Origin of the sequence: Diaphorobacter sp. JS3051, assembly GCF_015832135.1 — a bacterium.
GTDB classification, from domain to species: domain Bacteria; phylum Pseudomonadota; class Gammaproteobacteria; order Burkholderiales; family Burkholderiaceae_C; genus Diaphorobacter; species Diaphorobacter nitroreducens.
In genome coordinates this window covers 75,557-97,478 of record NZ_CP065407.1, presented here as the reverse complement: position 1 = coordinate 97,478, position 21,922 = coordinate 75,557, and the positions used below count along the sequence as shown (strand labels likewise).

Sequence of the window (21,922 nt, the reverse complement as noted above, 5' to 3'; positions counted from 1 at the left end):
AGCTTTGGGCTCTGTCACTTACACGTGAGCTCGGTGTGAGTTACACCACAAGTTGGCTGTTGTATCAGAAGATCAACCGGGCCATGGCAGCCACACAAGACGCCACCCACGAACTACTTAGCGGCTCGGTGCAACTCGATGACGCTTACCGCGGAGGCGAGCGTACAGGCGGCAAACTCGGGCTGGGCTCCGAGAACAAGGTCACCTTTTTCGCATCTATCGCGGTCATTGATCACGGGCATCCGATGTTCATCAAGCTCAATGTGCTCAGAAGGCTCACCTCTGAAGCGATCAGCAAGTGGGCCAATGCCAATCTGACGCCGGGCACCAGCGTGAACAGCGATGGTTTGGGCTGTTTCAGCGCGGTGGCCGATGTCTGTTGCCTTCACCTCCCGATGGTGGTCGTCTCCCTCAAGCCGCGCGACGTGCCCAGCTTCAAGTGGGCCAATACCGTGCTTGGCAATCTCAAGGCCACGGTGGCCGGAGCATTACCTCGCCGGGTTCGGCTACAGGTTCAACCGCCGCTTCGATCTGTGTAGTCTGGCCATGTCTCATCGTCGACGTCGTCGAGAGCAAAGCTCTTCAAGGAAAAGACGGTCAGAGCGTATGCTCAGACACGTTTCTAACCAGTTACGACATAGCTTCACGTCTGGCAATCACCGGCCGAACACCTCCCATGATCACCATTTCATATATAACGCTATTCACTGTCACCCTCATAGCGTTCTTAATCCTGATGAGGGGGACGGTATTCCAGATTTCACTGAGAAATAATGTCCTTGGCGGAGCGTTGATTGCCAGAGAAATTTTCATATTAATATTGCTGGGTTCTGCTTTGTTTGGGATTTATGGCCCAAGTCAATTTAACACCGTCCACGTCAAAGCTGACACCGTACACGAGACTGGGTCAGCGATTTTTACCAGCACACTTCTCCTCATCACATCAATATCAATATTCAGCAACACACTTTTTAGAAGATATCTAAGGCTTGATAAATCCCGACAAACCACAGATAGCGCAAATATTGCAGCCGTAAAGACACTTATAAGATCAGTTGCAATTTTACTTTTCGCCCTAACAGTTGCGAGCCAACTGACGGGAATGTCTCATGCCTTCTGGAAATCCCTCTACGAAGGAGGCGACCTGCTGACAAATCGTCTTGCCAATCGCTATAGCAGCGAAACCCCATCCCATATTAAAGCATACTTAAAATACTCCTACTGCTTACTGACCGCACTCTTAGGCTTCTTCGGCTCAGGGCATATAAAAGGCGCAGAACGAATCGCCTACATCTCCCTTATAACATACTCGTCCACTCTTTCAGGCGAGAAAGCATCAATCGTTCAAGCCATTATAGTTTACGCCGTCTGCCGAGCCAGTAGCACCAACATAAAACCTGCCAAACTTCTTCTTGCAGGAGGTGTGATTCTCGCACTCACCGTTACACTGATTTTCGTCGCCGTAAGAATACAATACCCCACCATAACCACCGAAGAGTTCGCACTATACTTAATTGACAGGTTGGGGGTAGGGCAAATTCAAGGCGTCTACGAGCAACTCTCTCTAAAGCTAATGGATTGGGAGTACGTACTAATAGAAGTACCATTCATTGGATTCTTTACCGAACCCAAAATATTTTCAAAAGACCTCATGCTTTCCACATGGGCTCAGGGAATGAACCCGAGCGACGTGGGGGTAATGAATACATTCTTTATAGCAGAAGCTTATGCTATCGGCGGCCCACTTCTACTTTATCTCTCACCCATATTCGTAGCCTTCAACTTCTGCCTGATTACCCACATTAGCTGCAAAATATTCAAGCTTCACTTCAGCATCACAAAAAAAGATGCCCAATTAATAATACCAATATTTATTTCATCCATACTAATGTTTACAGGAGACCTAAATGGAATGCTACTGGGGAAGAGACTTTTCCTAATACTTATATTCTACGCCTCAATCTTCGCAATCAAGACGATACTAGAAAACATAAACAAGACCAGGCCGAATCAGAATCGAATCCGTTAAAACCAACCAATCAAGACCCATGGATAAATCTCAACAAAAAAAAATCCACGTTATATCCAGATCCCCATGGGACGAACCGCACAGAATAAGGCAACAAATCGCAAAACTCCTATCGAGTGACTTTAATGTCCAATACCACTCCCCCGGCCTGCCCCACCTCCACCGACTGCAATCACAGGAAAATATCACCATTCATAAATTCCCTTTCCTTCAAAATTACACATCCTTGCCGCTAACCACCTTAATTAACGCATTAATCTTACGCTGGTACCTACCACGCAAGACAAGCGAGCACGACATTATCATCAACTTTCTACCCGAACTCACCCTACTACCACCCAGGCCCGGGTTAACCGTACTATCAATATTCAATGATGATTTTGCCTCTATGGCCCCCAGAATCTCGTCGTGGTGGATTAAGTTCCTAATGAAGAGAATGGGCAAGAATTCGAAGGCGTCACTTTATGTATCAAATAAATTGATGAAGAAGTACCCATGCGACATTTCAGAACTTTTATACCCATGGTGCGATCAAGTTCACCCTCGACAGGAATCAAAAAAGAACATTATTTTGTATTGGGGATATTTGGGCGCCGCAGTGGATTTCGAAAGAATCGAGGAGTTGGCGGCAGATGTAAAGTCGAACTCACTTGAAATCGAGATTTGGCTGGTCGGTCCTGTCGCTAGCGAGGCGAAGGAACCATTAGATTGCATATTAAAAAATAATCCCGAAATTAAATTATTTAGCCCGCGCTCATTAGAGGACATCCCAACAGGTCGAGTTCTATGTGGCATAGAGTTTATATCCAAACATTTTAAGAACTCACAGGTTCTTGAGTTCCCAAACAAAGCTCCTCGTCTACTAGCCTATGGCATCCCACTCGTTTACAGCGGTTGCCAACTTCTAGATCGTCCTTTCTTCTTACGCTATGACGGCAGGATAAATGATGTTATTAACAATATTAACTCAAATATGGTCAACATCCAGCAATCTATCAACGACCACTTCAAAACCTCTAACTCCCAATCGGTGCTGGATAGAGTGAAACTCACAATAGGACGTGCGGCTGCAAAATCCCTCTAATGGAGGATTCCTAATTCGCCACCTTCGACATAAATCAAGAACCAACATCACACGGCCATCATGAAGCGAGTGTTACTGATTAGCCATAACGCACTTTCAATGCATCAAAACAATGGCAAGACCTTAGCCTCGATTTTCTCTGACTGGCCCATGGATAATATTGCGCAACTGTATTTCAATAAGGAGGTCCCGGAGTCTTTGAAGTTTCGAAATTTTATGAGAATTACTGATGAAGATGTGATTAAACGTATTCTATCATTTGGACTGATCAAACACGCCGGACAAGTTTTGACGCCAACTAACGAGCAAGGGATAGCATCACACACCGACGCGGGCACCCTTGGTTTCATCAAGGAATTAGCAAAGCAGCACGAGTGGATGAAGTTAATAGCCAGAGATCTTATATTTAGCACCGACTACTGGTACAGCTCGAACATCCGCGAATGGATCGCATCATTTAAACCAGATTCAATTTTCCTGCTAGGGGGCAACTCGAGGTTCGCATTCAAAATCGCAACCCGCTTGTCAAGCGATCTCAAAATCCCCCTTGATATATACATTACAGACGACTATATAATAAACAGCGCACCAGATAATTTTATAGAGAAGGCCATCCACAAGAAGCTAACGAGAACTTACATTGAAGCCATCTCACATTCGCGACACCTATTCGCTATAGGGCAAGAGATGGCGTCTGAGTTCAAGCGATTCTTCGGGCGCGAATTCCACGTTTTAATGAACATTACTAATTCGCAATTACCTTCAACGCAACACACCCGGCCATCAGCAAAAGATGGCGCTATTGACTTCGTTTATGTTGGCGGAATACATTTAGGCAGAGACAAGACACTCGCAGCCTTAGGAAAACTGCTCGGCGAAATTTCCAGCCACTTATCTACACCTATTTCACTAAATGTCTACTCAGTGAAGCCGCCTTCACCATCCGTGTTGAAAACATTTCGCTCCAGCAACGTCACATATTGTGGCGCCATACATCACCACGCTGTTGAAGACAGAATACAAAGGGCTGATTTCGTTGTTCATGTTGAAAGCTTCGACGATCAGTTCACAAGCAAAACGAAGCTCTCCGTCTCCACCAAAATCCCTGAATACCTCTCATCGGGGGCTTGCTTATTAGCCTTCGGGCCAAACTCCTTAGCATCCATCAAGCTTATCGAAGACAACAAGCTTGGCATAGTGATCGGACAACTCAATATCTCCAGTGATGACAGGTCAAATCTCATCAATGCAATTCTTTCAGAAAGCACAAGAAATTTGCTATCGCGAAATGCATCACAGTACTTCAATGCGAATTTTGACTCAATCAAAATACGGGACACCGTCAAGAAACTAATCAACCAAAACTAGATCAAAATGTTTTTCGATAAAAAATTACTGATTACTGGCGGGACAGGTTCTTTTGGCAACGCCGTTCTAAAGAGGTTTTTGAACTCCAGCATTAAGGAGATTCGTATTTTTAGTCGCGACGAGAAAAAGCAGGACGACATGCGCAAGCGCTACAACAGCGCCAAGCTCAAGTTCTACATTGGCGACGTGCGTGACCAGCGCAGCGTCGAACAAGCCATGCGCGGTGTGGACTATGTTTTCCACGCCGCAGCCTTGAAGCAGGTTCCTTCTTGCGAGTTCCACCCCATGCAAGCGGTGCGCACCAACGTGCTGGGCACTGAGAATGTGCTTGAAGCAGCCATTGCCGCAGGGGTAAAGCGCGTGGTGTGCCTCAGCACCGACAAGGCCGTCTACCCCATCAACGCCATGGGAATTTCCAAAGCCATGATGGAAAAGGTCATGGTGGCCACCAGTCGCAATCTGGAAGGCACAGGTACGGTCATTTGCGGCACGCGCTATGGCAACGTGATGGCATCGCGCGGCTCGGTCATTCCCTTGTTTGTGGACCAAATTCGGGCAGGCCAGCCCATCACCATCACCGACCCCAGCATGACCCGCTTCATGATGACCTTGGCCGATGCGGTGGACCTGGTGCTTTACGCCTTTGAGCATGGCAACAATGGCGACATCTTTGTGCAAAAGGCACCGGCCGCCACCATCGAAACCCTCACACGCGCGCTCACGGGTTTGATGGGCAAGCCCGATCATCCGGTCAACATCATCGGCACCCGCCATGGCGAGAAGTTGTATGAGGCCTTGCTCAGCCGTGAGGAAATGGCCTGCGCCGAAGACATGGGCGACTATTTCCGTGTGCCGGCCGATGGCCGCGACCTGAACTACGGCAAGTTTGTGGAGCAAGGCGAGGCCAAGCTCACCCAAGCCACCCATGGCGAAGACTACAACTCACACAACACCACGCGCCTGGATGTGGCGGGCATGGCCCAGCTGATGTTGAAGCTGGAAGGCATGCAGCGCATTGCCCGAGGCGAGTTGGCCACGGTTGAGGAGTGCTGAGGCCATGAAGGTTTTGATCACCGGCGCTGGCGGCTTTGTGGGCAAGAACCTGCAGCAACACCTGGCCGAGCGCAAGGACATAGAGGTGGTGTGCTTCACCCGCGCCCACACCACAGCTGATTTGCCGCACCTGCTGGAAGGGGTGGCGTTCATCTTTCACTTGGCGGGTGTGAACCGGCCTCAAGACCCGCAAGAGTTCGTCACTGGCAACACCGACCTGACGGTGGCCTTGGTGGCCGCCGCTGAGGCGGAGGGGCGTGCACGTGGGCGCCACATTCCCATCGTCTACACCTCTTCCACCCAGGCGGCGCATGACAACGCCTACGGCGCCAGCAAGCGCGTAGCGGAGCAGGCGCTGCGGGCCTACAGTGAGCGCACGGGGGCGGCATCCCATGTGTTCCGTTTGCCCAATGTGTTTGGCAAGTGGTGTCGGCCCAACTACAACTCGGCTGTAGCCACGTTTTGCCACAACATCACCCGGGGTCTGCCCATTCAGATCAATGACCCGGCAGTCGCCTTGAAGCTGGTCTATGTGGACGATGTGGTGGAGCGCTTCATCCAGTTGATGGAGGGTGCCGATGCCGCGCTAGATGCCGACGGTTTTGCGACGGTCACGCCGCAGTACACCACCACAGTGGGAGAGTTGGCGCAACTGATCGAAACCTTCCGCGACAGCCGCAGCACCTTGGTGACCGAGCGCGTGGGCACAGGCTTGGTGCGCGCGCTGTATGCCACCTATGTGAGCTACTTGCCGCCCGAGTCGTTCACCTACCCGGTGCCCATGCATGGTGACGCACGCGGTGTGTTCGTGGAAATGCTCAAGACACCCGACTGCGGTCAGTTCTCGTTCTTCACCGCGCACCCTGGCATCACCCGCGGTGGGCACTACCACCACACCAAGACCGAGAAGTTCCTGGTGATCAAGGGCGAGGCCCGTTTCAAGTTCCGCCGCATGCAAACCGGCGAAGCCCATGAACTGGTCACCAGTGGCGAGAAGGCCGAGATCGTGGAAACCGTGCCCGGCTGGACGCATGACATCACCAACATCGGCACGGATGAGATGGTGGTGATGCTCTGGGCCAACGAGATTTTCGACCGGGCCAAGCCAGACACCTACGCTTGCCCTCTGTGAGAAAAGAAATGAAAAAGCTCAAAGTCATGTCCGTGGTCGGCACCCGACCCGAGATCATCCGCCTGTCGCGCGTGTTGGCCGCGTTGGACGCGCATTGTGACCATGTGCTGGTGCACACCGGCCAGAACTACGATTACGAACTGAACCAGGTCTTTTTTGACGATCTGGGCGTGCGCAAGCCTGATTTCTTTCTGAACAGCGCCGAGGGCAGCACGGGCGCCGCGCACACGATTGGCAACCTCATCATTGCCGTGGACCGCGTGCTGGGCGAGGTACAGCCCGAGGCCATGCTGGTGCTGGGCGACACCAACAGTTGCCTGAGCGTGATTCCGGCCAAGCGTCGCAAGATTCCCATCTTCCACATGGAGGCAGGCAACCGTTGTTTTGACCAGCGCGTGCCGGAGGAAACCAACCGCCGCATCGTGGACCACACGGCCGACATCAACCTGACCTACAGCACCATCGCACGCGATTACCTGCTGCGCGAGGGCTTGCCACCTGATCAGGTGATCAAGACCGGCAGTCCGATGTTCGAGGTGCTGAACCACTATCGCCCCAACATCGAGGCCTCAGAGGTGCTGCAGCGCTTGTCGCTGGAGGCTGGGCGTTACTTTGTGGTGAGTGCCCACCGCGAAGAGAACATCGAGTCGGAAAAGTCGTTCACCAAGTTGGTGGCGGTGCTCAATGCCGTGGCCGAAGACCATGGCCTGCCTGTGATCGTGTCCACCCACCCGCGCACGCAAAAGCGCGTGGATGCCACCGATGCCAAGTTCCACCCCATGGTGCGCTTGTTGAAGCCGCTGGGCTTTCACGATTACGTGAAGCTGCAGTTGTCAGCGAAGGCAACGTTGTCTGACAGCGGCACCATCAACGAAGAGTCGTCGATTTTGAACTTCCCGGCGCTGAACCTGCGTGAAGCGCATGAGCGCCCCGAGGGGATGGAAGAGGCTGCCGTGATGATGGTGGGTCTGGAAGTGGACCGCGTGCGCCAGGGGCTGGCCATTTTGGCATCCCAGGCTCGGGGCGAAGAACGCAGCCTGCGTTTGGTAGCCGACTACAGCATGCCCAACGTGAGTGACAAGGTGGTGCGCATCATTCACAGCTACACCGATTACGTGAACCGCGTGGTGTGGAAGAAGTATTGAGCTGCACACGATGCGTATTGCGCTGATTGCGGACACGTTTCCGCCCCTTCGCACTTCGGGTGCGGTGCAGTTGCGTGATTTGTCTCGCGAGTTCGTACGGCAAGGGCATCATCTGACGGTGATGCTGCCTTCTGCAGAGCTGAACACGCCGTGGCACATGGATGAGATGGACGGGGTGCAGGTGCTGCGCTTGCGGGCCCCGCGCACCAAGGACATTGATTACGTTCGACGCACGCTGGGTGAGTTCCTGATGCCCTTCGCCATGCGACGAAACTTGATGCAAAGCCCGCTGGCGTCGCAAAAATGGGATGGGGTGGCTTGGTATGCCCCGTCCATTTTTCATGGTCCGCTGGTGAACACGCTGAAGCAAAGAAGCGGCTGCAAGGGTTACCTGATCATCCGCGACATTTTTCCGGAGTGGGCGGTAGACATGGGCTTGATGGGGCGGGGTCTGCCCTATCGTTTCTTTGATACCGTGGCCCGCTATCAGTACTCGGTGGCTGACGTGATCGGGGTGCAAACGCCGGGCAATGAAGCCTATTTTGAGCGTTGGCGCCAGCAAGCTGGCAGGCGCTTGGAGGTGTTGCAGAACTGGTTGGACAAACCCGCGCAGGCACCTTGCTCAATTCGCATCAAAGACACCCGCCTGGCAGGCCGCAAGGTGTTTGTGTATGCCGGCAACATGGGCATTGCGCAAGGCATGGATGTGCTGCTGGACTTGGCCGACAAGCTGCGTGCGCGCACAGATGTGGGCTTTCTGTTCGTGGGGCGAGGGAGTGAATCAGCGCGCTTGGCGCGCGATGCGAAGGGTCGCGGTCTGGACAACGTCGTGTTCTTCGACGAGATCCACCCTGACGAAATCCCTGACCTGTATGCGCAGTGCAGCGTGGGCATTGTGGCGCTTGACCCGCGCCACAAGTCACACAACATCCCAGGCAAATTCCTGACCTACATGCAAAGCGGGCTGCCGGTGCTGGCCAACGTGAACGCGGGCAACGACTTGGCCCAGTTGATTCGGCAAGAGCGGGTGGGCCAGGTGTGCGAGAACAATGACGCTGATGAGCTGCTGCGCCTGGCTGAACGCTTGTTGGCCCAGGTGAGCACCGATCCAGATCTGCCTGAACGTTGCCGACACCTGTTTGAGCGGCAATTTTCCGCCGAGCAGGCCGTACGCCAGATTGTGTCGGCGTTGTCTGCCTGACGATCAGCCCGCCTTGCGCAGGCTGGCAGCGTCAATCTTCACCGGCACGGGCTGGCTCAAGATGTGCAACAGCACCATGGCGCGTTGGCTCAGATTTGGATCGGCGCGGACATAGTGTGTTCGGAGTGACGGGCGAGAGGGATGATTGTCGGGCAGAACGCTCAGGTACACATCGAAAAGCGTCAGCGATGCTTTTGCGCCCGCCGCACCAGCTCACGCAGACAGGTGTCGCCCCCCTGTTAGCTGCTGATATCCACTTTACGCGTTAGACCCACATGGGTATAATTCACCGATGCCTGATCACATCAAACAACTGCAGTGGGTTGGATCTGCGAAGAAGGATCTGCTAGCGATGCCCGAAGACGTCATTGACGTCTTTGGCTTCGCATTGCATCTCGCTCAGACAGGCAAGAAGCACGCGAATGCCAAGCCTTTGAGGGGTTTTGGCGGGGCTGGCGTCCTCGAAGTGGTCGAGGATCACTTGGGCGACACCTATCGGGCTGTGTACACGGTGAAGATCGACGAGGCTGTCTATGTGCTGCACTGTTTTCAGAAGAAGTCCAAGCAAGGCATCGAAACGCCAAAACATGACATGGACCTCATCCGAGAACGCTTGAAGGCCGCACAAGCCGACGCCAAAGGAGCTTGAGATGATTGAAATTGAGAAAGGTTCTGCCAACGTGTACGAAGACCTCGGGCTGCCCGACGCTTCCGAGATGTTGGTCAAAGCCACCTTGGCCGCCAAGATCGGCGAGATCATCAAGCATCGTCACCTCACGCAGGTGCAGGCTTCGGAGATTCTCGGCATGCCTCAACCCAAGCTGTCAGGGATGTTGCGCGGCCAGTTCCGTGGTATCAGTGAGGCCAAGATGCTCGAGTGCCTGAACCGCTTGGGCCGGAACGTGGAAATCGTGGTTAGCAAGCCATCCCGCTCGGGCAGCGCAGGGCGAACCAGTGTGGTTTTCGCCTGAAGACTGGATTTGGCAGCGCGGCGGGTGTGATCTCACTGACTGAGTGGAGTGGTTTGCGCATCAATGGGGCGCAGCTTGCCATTCGGCCAGCGTGGTCATCGACCAGGCCATCCTCAAGCGACGCGTCCGGGCTATCAGCCCGTCTTGCGCAAGCTGGCAGCATCAATCTTTACAGGCACGGGCTGGCTCAAGATGTGCAGCAGCACCATGGCGCGCTGCTCGGCATCGGTCATCTGGTAGGCCGCTTCCAGCCCGGCAAACGGGCCTTCGGTGATCACCACGGTGTCGCCTGGTTTGAAAAGTGGCTCGGTGGGCTGGGCCAGCTCGCGGTTGCGCAGCAGGTCAACCAGGGGGTCTTCCACCTTGGCGGGCCGGGTGCCAAAGCGCACCAGCTGGCTCACACCCAGGGTGGAGCGAATGGGCGCCCAGCTGGGGGCGTTGTCGCTAGTGCTAAGCCGCACAAACAGGTAGCGCGCAAACATGGGCTCGCTCACTACTTCGGCCTTGCGGCGGCGAATTTTTTCAACGCGCAGCAGCGGCAGGTAGCAGGTGTAGCCCTGGCGCTCCAGGTTGGTCAGCGCGATGTGCTCCTGCCGGGGCTTGGTGTGGATCAGGTACCAGACGGTGGTATCTCGGTCGGTGGTTGGCTGCATGACGTGGCCCGTAGGGGTGCTGTGACCGACACCAATCTCAGGCCTCCACCTTCAACTCGACCGCTACAGCCTTAACATAGTAGCAAGTGTCAACATGGGCGGACCCGCCCCAAGGAGGCTCACGATGCCAACCACCACCGAACGATTGCTGGAAACTGCTCAGTCACTACCTGAGCCCTTGTTGGCTGAGGTGCTCGACTTTGCCGAGTTCCTGCGCGCACGGCATGGAAGGGTTGCCTCGCAGGTGGCGGGGCGTTCTCTGCTCGATTTGTGCGGCGGGTTGGAAAAGTCAGCTGCCTTTAGCGAGACTCCTGAGGTCATTCAGCGGCGACTGCGTGATGAGTTGTTGGCGCCGACCGAAAACTGAGCCACTTTTGAGGGTAGTGCCGACCCAAAACTGAGCCAGGTGAACAACCTACTCTGCTGTTTTTTTGTGCAGCAGAGGACAAGGAGTGATCACCATGGACATGATTGGCAGGATCCGGCATTTGCATGCCCGGAAGAACAAATCGGAGCGCGAGATATCGCGCATGACAGGGCTCTCGCGCAACACGGTTGCGAAGTGGCTGCACGGGGAAGTGGACGGTCCACCGAAGTACCGGCGCGGCGAGCAGCCCAACAAACTCACGGCGTTCCATGACGTGCTCAGGCAGGCCTTGAAGGCTGATGCACGTCGGCCCAAACACGAGCGGCGCACAGCCAAGGCGCTGTACGCCGAGATCAGGCGTGCGGGCTATGAGGGTGGTTACACGCGGGTGACCGACTTCATCCGGGCATGGCGCCAGGGCGAAGGCCAGGGGTCTGCGGGCAACGCCTTCGTGCCGTTGGCCTTCGAGCTGGGCGAGGCTTTCCAGTTCGACTGGAGCGAGGAAGGCATGGTGATCGGCGGCATCTACTACCGGGTGCAGGTCTCACACATGAAGCTGTGCGCCAGTCGGGCTTTCTGGCTGGTGGCCTACCCCAGCCAGGGCCACGAGATGCTGTTCGATGCCCACACCCGCAGCTTCGCCGCGCTGGGTGGCGTGGCGCGCCGGGGCATCTATGACAACATGAAGACTGCGGTAGACAAGGTCAAGAAGGGCAAGGGGCGCATCGTCAACGAGCGCTTTGCCACCATGTGCGCGCATTACCTGTACGACCCGGACTTCTGCAACGTGGCCAGCGGCTGGGAGAAAGGGGTGGTGGAGAAGAACGTGCAAGACAGCCGCCGGCGCATCTGGATCGACGCGGCCAAGATCAAGTTCGGCAGCTTTACCGAACTCAACGCCTGGCTGGCCCAGCGCTGCCGCGCGTTGTGGGACGAGGTGCGCCACCCCGAGCACACCCAGTTCAGCGTGGCCGAGATGCTCGAACACGAGCGCGCGCACCTCATGCCCATGCCCGTGCCGTTCGATGGCTACGTCGAGAAACCCGCTCGGGTCACCAGCACCTGTCTGGTGTCGGTGGCGCGCAACCGCTATTCGGTGCCGTGCGAACGGGTGGGCCAGATGGTCAGTACGCGGTTGTATCCGGGCAGCGTCGCCATCGTGGCCGACGACACCATCGTGGCCCGCCACGACCGGCTGAGCAACGCGGGCGAGACCCGGTACGACTGGCAGCACTACATCCCGCTGCTGCAGAGAAAGCCCGGTGCCCTGAGGAACGGCGCGCCCTTTGCCGACATGCCCGAGCCGCTGCAGCGGCTGCGCCGTGGGCTGCTGCGCAACCCGGGCGGCGACCGGGTGATGGCGCAGGTGTTGGCCATTGTGCTCAGCGCCGGTCTGGACGCGGTGCTGGTGGCCATCGAGCTGGCGCTGGAGAGTGGGCCGCCTGGCAAGGTCAGTGTGGAGCACGTGGTCAACGTGCTGAACCGGCTCAACGCGCAGCCGGTGCCGCCCACGGCGGCCACGCTGCTGAGAGCGACCACGCCGCCGCTGGCGAACACGGCGCGCTACGACAGCCTGCGCTCGGACACCGTGGGTGCCATCACCGAAGGAGCCGACCATGAAGACTGATGTGCTGGTCGAACTCAAGGCATTGCGCCTGCACGGCATGGCCGGCGCGTGGGCCGATCTGGTCGAGCAAGGGGGTGGCGAGGCAGGCGGTGTGGGCATCGAGTCCTCGCGCTGGCTGATCGAGCACCTGTTGCAGGCCGAGGGTACGGACCGCGCGATGCGCTCGGTCAGCCACCAGATGCACGCGGCGAAGTTCCCGGTGCACCGCGACATGGCGGGCTTTGACTTCGAGGTCTCGCCGGTGGACCGCAACCTGGTGGAGACTCTGGCCACCACGGCCTTCACCGACGAGGCGCACAACGTGGTGCTGGTGGGCGGACCGGGCACAGGCAAGACCCATCTGGCCACAGCAATCGGCGTCTCTGGCATCACCCGGCACGGCAAGCGGGTGCGCTTCTATTCCACCGTCGATCTGGTCAACGCACTGGAGCAGGAGAAGGCCCAAGGCAAGGCCGGTCGCATCGCTACCAGCCTGCTGCGCATGGATCTGGTGATCCTCGATGAACTGGGCTACCTGCCGTTCAGCCAGGCCGGTGGGGCGCTGCTGTTCCACCTGCTGAGCAAGCTGTACGAGCACACCAGCGTGATGATCACGAGCAACCTGGACTTCGCAGAATGGTCCAGCGTGTTCGGCGACGCGAAGATGACCACCGCGTTGCTGGACCGACTCACGCACCACTGCCACATCATGGAGACCGGCAACGAATCGATCCGATTCAGTCGCAGCACGGCCGCAGCCAAGAAGCGCATCAAGGCCCGAGAGCAGGCGCGCAAGGGAGCCAAAACCGAAGCTGGAGACGAACCCTTCTGATCGGAAACGGTGATGGGCAAGCCGCTACGGGCTACGCCCTGCGCGGCTTGCCCATCGCATTTAACAACACGCCAAGGAGACCAGCAAACCAGCACAGCCTCTACACTTATCCACAGCCGACCCTCTCAAAGTCGGCTTCCACCCCTGGCTCAATATTCAGTCGGCACGGTGGCTCAAATTTGGATCGGCGCGGACAGGGCAAGAGCAACTGCAACACCTTGGGGGCCTGTTCCGGCCCCCAAACCCCGCCCCGAGGCTCCAAGGTAGCTTGCCCGAAACCCGAGGAAACACAAGCCCGGAAGCCGCGAAAAATCAGGCTTTTTTCTCTCGCAAACTATTGACGGTCAATAGTTTAGCGGGTAGAATATAGGCATTGGTTGAGTAGGAGTTTCGGCATGGCAGATCAAGGCACTTTCGACTTTGGCCCGGACGTTCCCCGGAGCGGCGTGGCTCTGAAGCGGGACTTCCACGGGTTCGCTCAGTTCCGCGAAGACGAGCACAGCCCTTGGGTGTTCTACGTGTGCGGCTTCGACTCCACCGTGACCGGCGAGGCTGGTCAATGCACCGTGCTGCGCACCGATGGCGGCCGCGAGTGCGTGCCCATCGACGCCGAAGACCGCATCACCATCGCTGGGCGCAAGTACGGCCGGCAGCACTGGAACCATTGAGGGCTGCACCATGCGTTTCCACCGTTATGGCAAGTACGAGTTCCGCGACACCGAGCGCAAACGTGCGGCTTTCGCGCGCAAGCAGAGGGCCGAGCGTGAGGCCCTTCCGCTGTTTGCTGACCAAGTGGCGGCCGAGCAGATCGGCGTGGACGAGGAAATGACGGCTCGCCGACTGCAATGGGAACGTCACCAAGCCATTGACCGCAAGCGCCGGGCCGACAAGTGGCGCGAGGCGCGGCGGCGTCTCAATGACTACCAGGAGCCGGTGCGCAGGGCTTTGTTGGCCTACTGGCAGGGGTGCAAGTGGCCAGCCGACCCGAGCTACTTCCTCTCCATGCTGCACATGTACGACACCGGCCGTCTCTCTCTCGACATCCCGAAGGCTTGAACCATGTCCCATATCCTGATCGACCACCTGACACAAGCCGCATCGTTCTACCGTGGCCAGCTCCGCGCCTCTCCGCGCGCGGTTGCTTACCTGAAGTCGCGCGGCCTGCGGGGCGACATCGCGGCCCGCTATGGCTTGGGCTATGCCCCGGCCGGCTTCCAGGCGCTGCGCGAGGCATTCCAGAACTACAACGACCGAGCCTTGGAGAAAGCCGGGCTGGTGGCCGTCAACGATGGCGGCCGGCGCTATGACCGCTTCCGCGACCGCATCATGTTCCCCATCCTCGATGACGCCGGCAGCGTGATCGGGTTCGGCGGCCGCGTGCTCGAAGGCGACGGGCCGAAGTACCTCAATTCGCCTGAAACCGAAGTCTTCCAGAAGGGGCGCGTGCTGTTTGGGATGACTCAGGCGGCAGAGGCTATTGCCGCGACCGGCACCGCCTACGTGGTGGAGGGATACCTGGATGTCGTCAGTCTGGCCCAGCATGGCGTGCAGAACGCCGTGGCCACGCTGGGCACGGCTACCACGGGCCAGCATGTGGAGCGGCTGCTGGGCTTGGCCAAGCGCGTGATCTTCTGCTTCGATGGGGACGACGCCGGCCGGCGCGCCGCTGCGCGCGCCCTGGACGTGTGCCTGCCGCATGTCACCGACACGGCCGACGTGGGTTTCCTTTTCCTGCCGCGCGACCACGACCCGGACAGCTACGTGCGTGCCAAGGGTGGCGATGCCTTCAACGACTTGGCCTTGGAGGCTTCGACCCTCGAAGGCTTCTTCCTGGCCAACGCCATGCAGGGCTGCCAGTTGGAGTACGCCGAGGGCCGGGCGCGGCTGGTGGCCACGGCTGCGCCGCGTCTCCAGCAGATCAATGCGCCGGCAATGCTGCGTCGGATTCTGGCCGCCATCGCTGCGCCAACCAAGTTTTCCGTGGGCGAGCTGATCGACTTATGCGGCTTGGAAAAAAACATGCCTTCAACTATTGACGGTCAATAGTTTTATGGTAGAATTCAACTCATCGGCAGCGGATGGACGGCCGATGAACCCCGGCAACAACTGTGAGCAGACAGTGGGGCGCTGAACCGATCTTTCGCACGCGAAAGGGACGATCCACCGAAGACCACCATCAACACGACTTAGGAGCTTTGACCATGCGTACTACCGTTTATGCCCGCCTCTTTGACCGACTGGCCGACCTGATCCCCAGCCTGCAATCCGCCCGTGCTGGTGCGGTTTTCTGCGCCCCTCCGCGCATCCCTGACGACATGGCCGTGTATTGCCACATCGCAGCCGTCGAGGGTGACATGCGCCTGATCGAGCTGGCCGACGACAACCAGAAGAAGGGCACGGTAATGCCGGCGCCGTGGCTCAAGCTGCGTGTGGATATGGCCAACAAGCTGGCCGAGGTGCTGGAGATGGAAGACACCTTCGGTTATCAGGTGATCTACACGGGCGGCAGCGCGGTGAACCCGCGCCGCGCCCAGATCAACATGTTCGCTATGAACTGGCTGCAAGTCATGGTGAATTTTGAGCTGTGCTTCCAGCCTGCCGACGTGTCGGTGGCGGCCTGATCGACAACCAGGGAAAGGACGAACGATCATGAAAACCATCGCTATCGCCAACCAGAAGGGTGGAGTCGGCAAGACCACCGTTGCCCGCAACTTGGCTTTCTTCGCCATCGAGCGCGGCTTGCGTGTCCTGTGCGTTGACCTCGATCCGCAAAAGAACTTCAGCAAAACCCTCCGGGCGCTGCGCGAGCGCACCGTGGGCGACCAGGGCGACGAGCTGCAATCGCTGACCGGCAGCGCCTTGTTCGACGGAGACGCCATCGAGCTGCAACCGCTTCCGTGTGGCGAGTCCGCTGCGCTGGTGGCCGCTGACCGCGAGCTGGTGGACGTGGCCAGCCGCCCGCTGGAAGACCTGCACGCCCCGCGCGCTGCGCTGGCCAAGCTGGCCAAAGACTTCGACGTGTGCATCATCGACACGGCCCCGACGCTGGGCAATCCGCTGTATGCCGCGCTGATCGCCGCTGACTTCGTGGTGTGCCCCTGCACGATGGATCAAGACGCCATCGACGGCCTGGGCGACCTGTTTGAAGACATCGCGCGCGTGCAGCAATTGGAATGGAACGCCGACCTTGTGACGCTGGGCCTGCTGGCTAACCGCGTCAACACCCGCCGCGCCTTCGACCGCAACGCCCTGGAGCAACTGCGCGACGAGCTGGGCGAGGTGGTGATGGAAGGGGTGCTTTACGACCGCGCAGCCACGCAGTACGCCAAGGATCGGCCGGTGTGGCGCGTGCAGAGCGGCGAATCTCAAATCCTGGCCGCCCGCGAAATGAAAGCGGTGTGCAGCCAGATTTTCGACAAAGCCGCGATCTAAAAGGACAAGGACATGACCGCAACCACAACCAACAAAAAGCCCGGCCTCAACCTGGGCAAGCTGTCCGCCGTGGCTCAGATCGCCGTCAAGCCGGTGCAGCCGGCCGACGCCGAAATCGAACTGGCGCGCATCTACAGCGTCAAGCAGGTTCGCAAGACGTTCCGCAACCTGGAGGAACTGGCCGAGAGCTTCAAGCTGAACGGCATCATCGAGCCGCTGGTGGTGCATGAAGAAGCGGACGGCCGCTACCGCATCATCGTCGGGGAGCGCCGCTACCGCGCCGCGCCGCTGGCTGGGCTGGTCAAGGTGCCCGTCATCATCAAGAAGGGGTTGACCGAGCTGCAAATCCGCCGTTTGCAAGTCACGGAGAACAACGACCGCGACGACCTGACCGCCTACGAGGAAGCAATGGGCGTGATCGAAGACGTGGAGCTGTACGGCACCAAGGAAGCCATGACGATCTGGAACCGTGGCGAGGCATGGGTTAGCAAGCGCATGGCTGTGCGCCGCTATGCAGACCCGGTGCGCGAGCTGCTGGAGAACGATCTGTGCGGCGACTTCGAGGTGCTTCACTGCCTCAACCAGATTTACGACATCGAGGACACGCACACCGAGTTTTCGCGCCTCTCTCACCGCATGAACGAGGGCTTGCCCTTGTCGCGCGACGAAGCCCGCAACACGCTGGCCAGAATGAAGGCATGGAAGCAGCAGCAAGACGATCTGGCCCAGCGCCGCATCGAGCTGGACAACGCCAAGAAGGCCGGCGACAAGGCCCCGGAGAAGACGCCTGCATGGCTGGAAGAACAGCGCAAGCGGGATGCCGAGCGTGCGGCTGCTGGAGCTGATGCCGGCGACCAGGACGAGGACGGCGGCCAAGACCCCGCACCGGCCCCGGCCGTCGCCTCGGGACGCGGCCAGCAAGCCCTCCCGACGATGGAGCTGACCCCGGAGCAGAAGGCCGCCGCCGAGAAGGAGCGAGCCAACGAAAAGCTGCTGTCGCTGCGGGAAGAAACCTTCGAGTGGGGCGAAGCCAATCAGGCGCAGTTCTTCAGCATGAAAACCCACATGACCACGCTGGGCCACAACATGCACGAAACCGAGTGGGTGCTGTGGCAAGGGTTCCTGTCCATGACCTTGCCGATGCTGGAAGGCATCGGCCCGGAGCGGGCTGTCATGTACCTGAAGAAGCTCCAGGGCGAGCTGAAGGACAAGACGCCGGCGCAGTTGTGGGAAGAACTGCATCCCGACATCGAGGGCGCTGGCCGGAATGCCTCTCCCGACATGCCGGAAGGCTGGCGTTTCTGACCTCTCCATGAGGGCGGCCGCTGGCCGCCTCTCTTTCAACTTTCGCGCGCGAAACCGCGCTGATGCACCGGACGGCCCCAATGAGACTGAAACGCCTTACCCCGCAAGCCTTTGACCGCGCTGCCGCCGACACCCGCATGGGCGACCAAGCCCGTGAAATGGCGCGCGCCGTGTTGGTGGATGGACGCGCCCAAGTGGACGTGGCCACCGAGTACGGTATGAGCAAGCAACGTGTCAGCGGAGCCGTGGCCACTATCGAGCGGGCATACAAGAAAACTACGACGCCGGGCGTGAGTTCCATTCGCGTGGAGCTGGATCTTCCTGAAACCTTGGCCTTGGAGCTGGCCGCCTTGGCCGAGGCAATGAAAGGGTGCGACGACGCGGCCAGATGCGCCGAGGCGCTGGATAAGGCCACGAACGCCGTGCGCAAGGCCGCCAAGTTATTGGTGGCCGCGCCATGACCTACGCGATCAACCAAGACGAGGCGCAGGGTGCTCCCTTGCGCCTTTGTCGTTTATAAACGATAATATGGACATGTTCACCGTTCGGCACTACATCACCGAGGACGAGCACGACCCGTTTCAAGAGTGGCTGAAGAAGCTGCGCGACCCGATTGCAAAAGGCCAGGTGGTCAGGCGCGTGGGCCGCATTGAGGCGGGGAACTTTGGCGATCACAAGCCCTGCCGCGAAGGTGTGTGGGAGCTGCGAATCGACCAAGGCCCCGGCTACCGCGTCTATTACGGGGTAGAACAAGCAGTCGTGTCATCAACCGCCATCTCGATCACGGCAGATCAAGCCGGGTATTCATGTCCAGGTCGAACCGCCCATATGGGTTGACGTGTTCCCATATCAGCGGCGTCAGGGCGGCGTAGTCGCGCGGCGTGAACCTGCCTTGCCAGTGCGGCAGGGCCAAGACCTTCTGGATCATCAGCGTGTTGATATAGACCATGCAGTTCTGGATCAGGTGCAGCGCGAGCATGCTGACTTCGTGATCCTCGCGGCGGTTGCTCGCCATCTCGCCACGGCGGGCGAAGAATACGAAGTCTGTCGCGCCGTTCCACTGCTCGACCACGTTCAGCCCCTCGTTGATTTCCCGGCGCAGCGCCTCGTCGTGCAGGTAGCGGCACAGGAAAATGGTCTTGATCGCTTTACCCAACTCAGCGAACGCCTTGTAGGTCGGATGCTGTACGTTCTTCTTGGTGAAGCGTCGTAGAATGGCTTCGGTTTCCGCCGTCCCTAGGCGTAGCGCGGTGGCGTACTTGACCATCTGGTCGTACTGTTGCCGCACCGAGTCCCAGTCGATGGGCTTGGTCAGAATCTGTTGCAGGTTGGCGTAGGCATCGGCCTTGCCGGTTTCCGGCCGGTACAGCTTCTGTGAGTGGATCGCCTTCAACCGGGGCAGCAACTGGAAGCCGAGCAGTCGGCAGAAGGCGAACGCGACCGTGCTCTGGCCGTGCGAATCGACATACTGCCGATCCACCTCCATCTCGGTGCAATGGTGGATCACGCCCTCGATCATTGACGCCACTTCCGACGACGACGGCGACTTGAGCTGCGAATGGATGCACAGCGAGCTGCGCTCGACGTGCCAGTAGATCATGATACCGCGCCCGCCGTAGCGGACGTGCCATTGCGTGGTGAGGTTCTGATCCCATGCGCCGAAGTGTTTGGAGTCCGACGCGCAGGCGGTGGTGCCGCTACCCCAGATCACTGGGTTGCGGGCATGCAGTGTGCCGTCTGCGACGATGGCAATCGCGCGACGCATCGCGTCCACGCTGATGTAACGGCGGCGCACATAAGCCAAGTCGCGTGCCGTGGTGCCGGAATCCAGTCCGGCCATGCGCTGCAAGCCGGCATTGGTGCCCAGGCCGTGCAGACACAGCAGCAGGCGCGGCTGCAACACCGAGCGATCCATCGTCTCGTAGGAGGTCGGGCTTTTCAGGGCATCGGTGAAGCTCAGCCGTAGATCGGTTTCCTTGACCATATCGAGCAGGCTGGTCATCGGCCAGATGGCGTTGAGTTCGGCCTTGAGCGCAGTCAGATTGGGCGGATCGGGTTGCGCATCAAGTGGCGTCAGCGTGATCCAGCCACCGCCCTTGCTGCTCAGCCGGACGAATGGGTTCTTCTTCAAGCCGGCGTCGAAGGTGGACAGCGCCTCGCGCATCTCGGCTTGCAAGTCGGCGATGAAACGCTCCGCATCGAGCGGCAGACTCAGCGCCCGGTAGTAGTCCTCGCGGTTTTGCTCGAAGTTGGTCGGCAGATCGTCGTCGGGGTTGCGGTAGCGGTTTGCGCCGACCACCCAGATTTCCTTGCAGCGCAGCCGCTCGCGCAGCGCTTCCAGCACCGCGATTTCATAGGTGACGCGGTTGACGCGATCCCGGCCGGCGGCGTCCTTCTCCATCACGGCTTCGCGCCATAGGCCGCGTACCACGCCATCGAGCGGCACATCCACGTCAGCCGGGAAAACGTGCACCTTGGTGTCGGCAAAGCGCTTCACCAAGTCGAGTGCATCCATCACCGGGCGGTGGCGGTCGTTGTTGGAACGGAATTCCAGCGCGGCCAGCAAGGTCGGCACCATGCGCCGGTAGTGCCCCTGGTACGAATTGCGGATCACCGTGCGCAGCGTGATGCGATAGGTCGGGCCGGTGGCCTTCCACTCCTTGACCAGATCGCGCAGCGTCTGCTCGCCGACCACCGGAAACACCACGTCGCGCACCACGCCATCCGGCTGGGCCAACGTAGCGTCGGCCAGGTTGAACAGCAGGTTCTGCTTGCCGGACACGCGCTTGAGATCTTCCAGCAGTTCGCGCTCGACCTTGCGCTCGGCACGCGCGCCGATCTGGTGGATGGTTTCGATCAACAAGTCCACCAGGTCATCGGTCAGGCTGCGGGCGCGCAGGTAGACGAAAGCGGCCAGCCAAGTGAGGCGCGCGGCATCGGGATGCCGGCGCAGATCGCGGGGAACCTCGACCGACACACGCTGGCGACAGCGCTCCAGATCGCGCGGCGAAGCTTGGTCGAATAGATCGGCGGGAAGGTCGATGCCCCGGATCAGTTCCAGCTTCGCCAACTCGTCCTGCATGCTGGCAAGACTTGGGCGGCCGGGACTGCCGCGCAGTTTCAGCAGAACGGCCGGCGCGCTGCCTGCGGCTTCGCCTTGAGCATCTTCAACGGCGCTCTCCCCGTGGCCCGATTTTTCGGGGCGCAGCAAGGCATCCAGGCGTTCGCGGGTTGCGGGCGGCAGCCGCTCATGGACTCCGTTATGAAAGCGGTCTTCGTGGGCACGCAACGCGCTACGCGCGATGCGCTCCATCCGGTCTGGTGTCGGAGGTTCAATGGCGAGTTCGCGGCAACGTCCTTCCAGCCGTTCGATCATCGGCTCGATGTCACCGCCGACTTCTCCGGCAACATGATCGCGCAGCCACTCCGTCAGCAGCTCAGCGTCGGCCACCGTCGCTTCGCGGAAGCCGAAACGCGCACGGATTTCGCCGCGCAACCGCTCGGCAGTGCGGCCCGTGAGGAAGGCTTCGCCGTCAATGGGCGCGGGTGCGTCTAATTGTTTGGCGAGCGCGGCTATGCCCTGTGCCTCGACTTCGGTTTCGTCGCGCGGGAAACGGCCGCGCTCGCGGAAGAAGGTCAGCAGGATGGCAAAGCCCAGCCGGGTCGCTCGGTTCTTGGTCATCACCAGCTCGCGTTCGGCCGGTGCCAACAGCCACTGATCTTCCGCGTTGCCGTCCGCCATGC

Annotated in this window: 23 protein-coding genes; 21 read left to right on the top strand and 2 right to left on the bottom strand. The window is 58.8% G+C overall.

Annotated elements, in window-relative coordinates:
• The first annotated feature begins 11 nt into the window (after positions 1-11).
• From I3K84_RS21215 to I3K84_RS21170, 10 genes are all read left to right on the top strand, one after another.
• Positions 12-539 carry an IS1595 family transposase gene (locus I3K84_RS21215; protein ID WP_370567841.1) on the top strand — a complete coding sequence of 176 codons (528 nt, stop codon included), beginning with the start codon at positions 12-14 and terminating at the stop codon, positions 537-539.
• Positions 540-676: 137 nt separating this feature from the next.
• On the top strand, positions 677-2,029 hold the full coding sequence (locus I3K84_RS21210) for a hypothetical protein (protein WP_196996175.1): 1,353 nt from the start codon (positions 677-679) through the stop codon (positions 2,027-2,029).
• A 436-nt stretch (positions 2,030-2,465) separates the two neighbouring features.
• The gene (locus tag I3K84_RS21205) at positions 2,466-3,113 is read left to right on the top strand and encodes a hypothetical protein (protein ID WP_196996174.1); all 648 of its coding nucleotides are present in this window, start codon (positions 2,466-2,468) and stop codon (positions 3,111-3,113) included.
• Between the two features lie 60 nt (positions 3,114-3,173).
• Entirely contained in the window at positions 3,174-4,481 is a 1,308-nt protein-coding gene (locus I3K84_RS21200; protein ID WP_196996173.1) for a hypothetical protein, read from the top strand.
• Positions 4,482-4,487: 6 nt separating this feature from the next.
• Positions 4,488-5,534 carry a polysaccharide biosynthesis protein gene (locus I3K84_RS21195; protein ID WP_196996172.1) on the top strand — a complete coding sequence of 349 codons (1,047 nt, stop codon included), beginning with the start codon at positions 4,488-4,490 and terminating at the stop codon, positions 5,532-5,534.
• Between the two features lie 4 nt (positions 5,535-5,538).
• The gene (locus I3K84_RS21190; RefSeq protein ID WP_196996171.1) at positions 5,539-6,666 is read left to right on the top strand and encodes a capsular polysaccharide biosynthesis protein CapF; all 1,128 of its coding nucleotides are present in this window, start codon (positions 5,539-5,541) and stop codon (positions 6,664-6,666) included.
• A gap of 8 nt (positions 6,667-6,674) precedes the next feature.
• Positions 6,675-7,811: a non-hydrolyzing UDP-N-acetylglucosamine 2-epimerase gene (gene wecB / locus I3K84_RS21185; protein ID WP_196996170.1), complete on the top strand. Its 1,137-nt coding sequence runs from the start codon at positions 6,675-6,677 to the stop codon at positions 7,809-7,811.
• Between the two features lie 10 nt (positions 7,812-7,821).
• Positions 7,822-9,012, top strand: coding sequence for a glycosyltransferase family 4 protein (locus I3K84_RS21180; RefSeq protein ID WP_196996169.1), 1,191 nt, complete (start codon positions 7,822-7,824; stop codon positions 9,010-9,012).
• A 292-nt stretch (positions 9,013-9,304) separates the two neighbouring features.
• Positions 9,305-9,661 carry a type II toxin-antitoxin system RelE/ParE family toxin gene (locus tag I3K84_RS21175; RefSeq protein WP_196996168.1) on the top strand — a complete coding sequence of 119 codons (357 nt, stop codon included), beginning with the start codon at positions 9,305-9,307 and terminating at the stop codon, positions 9,659-9,661.
• A gap of 1 nt (position 9,662) precedes the next feature.
• Positions 9,663-9,983: a helix-turn-helix domain-containing protein gene (locus tag I3K84_RS21170; protein ID WP_196996167.1), complete on the top strand. Its 321-nt coding sequence runs from the start codon at positions 9,663-9,665 to the stop codon at positions 9,981-9,983.
• Positions 9,984-10,117: 134 nt separating this feature from the next.
• Here the strand turns inward: I3K84_RS21170 and rfaH are convergent, their stop codons facing one another.
• The gene (rfaH, locus tag I3K84_RS21165; protein WP_196996166.1) at positions 10,118-10,636 is read right to left on the bottom strand and encodes a transcription/translation regulatory transformer protein RfaH; all 519 of its coding nucleotides are present in this window, start codon (positions 10,634-10,636) and stop codon (positions 10,118-10,120) included.
• 124 nt (positions 10,637-10,760) lie between these two features.
• On the opposite strand from rfaH, the gene I3K84_RS21160 reads away from it, so the two are divergent.
• The 11 genes from I3K84_RS21160 to I3K84_RS21110 all read left to right on the top strand — a co-directional run bounded on the left by I3K84_RS21160 (position 10,761) and on the right by I3K84_RS21110 (position 19,015).
• Positions 10,761-11,003, top strand: a complete 243-nt coding sequence (locus I3K84_RS21160) for a DUF2281 domain-containing protein (protein WP_196996165.1) — start codon at positions 10,761-10,763, stop codon at positions 11,001-11,003.
• A gap of 94 nt (positions 11,004-11,097) precedes the next feature.
• Positions 11,098-12,630 (top strand): IS21-like element ISAisp6 family transposase, encoded by a 1,533-nt coding sequence (gene istA / locus I3K84_RS21155; RefSeq protein WP_011804189.1) that lies wholly within the window; start codon positions 11,098-11,100, stop codon positions 12,628-12,630.
• A complete protein-coding gene (istB, locus tag I3K84_RS21150) occupies positions 12,620-13,441 on the top strand; it encodes an IS21-like element helper ATPase IstB (protein ID WP_008903250.1) in 822 nt (273 codons plus the stop codon). The genes istA and istB overlap by 11 nt, the downstream gene beginning before the upstream one ends.
• A gap of 395 nt (positions 13,442-13,836) precedes the next feature.
• On the top strand, positions 13,837-14,109 hold the full coding sequence (locus tag I3K84_RS21145; RefSeq protein ID WP_196996164.1) for a hypothetical protein: 273 nt from the start codon (positions 13,837-13,839) through the stop codon (positions 14,107-14,109).
• 10 nt (positions 14,110-14,119) lie between these two features.
• Positions 14,120-14,497: a hypothetical protein gene (locus I3K84_RS21140; protein WP_196996163.1), complete on the top strand. Its 378-nt coding sequence runs from the start codon at positions 14,120-14,122 to the stop codon at positions 14,495-14,497.
• A 3-nt stretch (positions 14,498-14,500) separates the two neighbouring features.
• A complete protein-coding gene (locus I3K84_RS21135; protein WP_196996162.1) occupies positions 14,501-15,487 on the top strand; it encodes a DNA primase in 987 nt (328 codons plus the stop codon).
• Between the two features lie 155 nt (positions 15,488-15,642).
• Positions 15,643-16,062 carry a hypothetical protein gene (locus I3K84_RS21130; RefSeq protein ID WP_011798667.1) on the top strand — a complete coding sequence of 140 codons (420 nt, stop codon included), beginning with the start codon at positions 15,643-15,645 and terminating at the stop codon, positions 16,060-16,062.
• Positions 16,063-16,090: 28 nt separating this feature from the next.
• The gene (locus I3K84_RS21125) at positions 16,091-16,873 is read left to right on the top strand and encodes a ParA family protein (protein WP_196996161.1); all 783 of its coding nucleotides are present in this window, start codon (positions 16,091-16,093) and stop codon (positions 16,871-16,873) included.
• A gap of 12 nt (positions 16,874-16,885) precedes the next feature.
• Positions 16,886-18,178 carry a ParB/RepB/Spo0J family partition protein gene (locus I3K84_RS21120; RefSeq protein WP_013723325.1) on the top strand — a complete coding sequence of 431 codons (1,293 nt, stop codon included), beginning with the start codon at positions 16,886-16,888 and terminating at the stop codon, positions 18,176-18,178.
• 80 nt (positions 18,179-18,258) lie between these two features.
• Complete coding sequence (locus tag I3K84_RS21115; protein WP_004637276.1) at positions 18,259-18,639, top strand: TrfB-related DNA-binding protein; 381 nt, start codon at positions 18,259-18,261, stop codon at positions 18,637-18,639.
• Positions 18,640-18,712: 73 nt separating this feature from the next.
• Entirely contained in the window at positions 18,713-19,015 is a 303-nt protein-coding gene (locus I3K84_RS21110) for a type II toxin-antitoxin system RelE/ParE family toxin (protein WP_231403507.1), read from the top strand.
• Here the strand turns inward: I3K84_RS21110 and I3K84_RS21105 are convergent.
• Positions 18,960-21,920, bottom strand: coding sequence for a Tn3 family transposase (locus I3K84_RS21105; protein ID WP_196996160.1), 2,961 nt, complete (start codon positions 21,918-21,920; stop codon positions 18,960-18,962). The two genes, I3K84_RS21110 and I3K84_RS21105, sit on opposite strands and share 56 nt — an antisense overlap.
• Between the last annotated feature and the right edge of the window lie 2 nt (positions 21,921-21,922).

Coding starts and splice junctions, on each gene's coding strand:
- I3K84_RS21210 (WP_196996175.1), top strand. CDS start 677: ATGATCACCATTTCATATATAACGCTATTCACTGTCACCCTCATAGCG.
- I3K84_RS21205 (WP_196996174.1), top strand. CDS start 2,466: ATGGGCAAGAATTCGAAGGCGTCACTTTATGTATCAAATAAATTGATG.
- I3K84_RS21200 (WP_196996173.1), top strand. CDS start 3,174: ATGAAGCGAGTGTTACTGATTAGCCATAACGCACTTTCAATGCATCAA.
- I3K84_RS21195 (WP_196996172.1), top strand. CDS start 4,488: ATGTTTTTCGATAAAAAATTACTGATTACTGGCGGGACAGGTTCTTTT.
- I3K84_RS21190 (WP_196996171.1), top strand. CDS start 5,539: ATGAAGGTTTTGATCACCGGCGCTGGCGGCTTTGTGGGCAAGAACCTG.
- wecB (WP_196996170.1), top strand. CDS start 6,675: ATGAAAAAGCTCAAAGTCATGTCCGTGGTCGGCACCCGACCCGAGATC.
- I3K84_RS21180 (WP_196996169.1), top strand. CDS start 7,822: ATGCGTATTGCGCTGATTGCGGACACGTTTCCGCCCCTTCGCACTTCG.
- I3K84_RS21175 (WP_196996168.1), top strand. CDS start 9,305: ATGCCTGATCACATCAAACAACTGCAGTGGGTTGGATCTGCGAAGAAG.
- I3K84_RS21170 (WP_196996167.1), top strand. CDS start 9,663: ATGATTGAAATTGAGAAAGGTTCTGCCAACGTGTACGAAGACCTCGGG.
- rfaH (WP_196996166.1), bottom strand. CDS start 10,636: ATGCAGCCAACCACCGACCGAGATACCACCGTCTGGTACCTGATCCAC.
- I3K84_RS21160 (WP_196996165.1), top strand. CDS start 10,761: ATGCCAACCACCACCGAACGATTGCTGGAAACTGCTCAGTCACTACCT.
- istA (WP_011804189.1), top strand. CDS start 11,098: ATGGACATGATTGGCAGGATCCGGCATTTGCATGCCCGGAAGAACAAA.
- istB (WP_008903250.1), top strand. CDS start 12,620: ATGAAGACTGATGTGCTGGTCGAACTCAAGGCATTGCGCCTGCACGGC.
- I3K84_RS21145 (WP_196996164.1), top strand. CDS start 13,837: ATGGCAGATCAAGGCACTTTCGACTTTGGCCCGGACGTTCCCCGGAGC.
- I3K84_RS21140 (WP_196996163.1), top strand. CDS start 14,120: ATGCGTTTCCACCGTTATGGCAAGTACGAGTTCCGCGACACCGAGCGC.
- I3K84_RS21135 (WP_196996162.1), top strand. CDS start 14,501: ATGTCCCATATCCTGATCGACCACCTGACACAAGCCGCATCGTTCTAC.
- I3K84_RS21130 (WP_011798667.1), top strand. CDS start 15,643: ATGCGTACTACCGTTTATGCCCGCCTCTTTGACCGACTGGCCGACCTG.
- I3K84_RS21125 (WP_196996161.1), top strand. CDS start 16,091: ATGAAAACCATCGCTATCGCCAACCAGAAGGGTGGAGTCGGCAAGACC.
- I3K84_RS21120 (WP_013723325.1), top strand. CDS start 16,886: ATGACCGCAACCACAACCAACAAAAAGCCCGGCCTCAACCTGGGCAAG.
- I3K84_RS21115 (WP_004637276.1), top strand. CDS start 18,259: ATGAGACTGAAACGCCTTACCCCGCAAGCCTTTGACCGCGCTGCCGCC.
- I3K84_RS21110 (WP_231403507.1), top strand. CDS start 18,713: ATGTTCACCGTTCGGCACTACATCACCGAGGACGAGCACGACCCGTTT.
- I3K84_RS21105 (WP_196996160.1), bottom strand. CDS start 21,920: ATGGCGGACGGCAACGCGGAAGATCAGTGGCTGTTGGCACCGGCCGAA.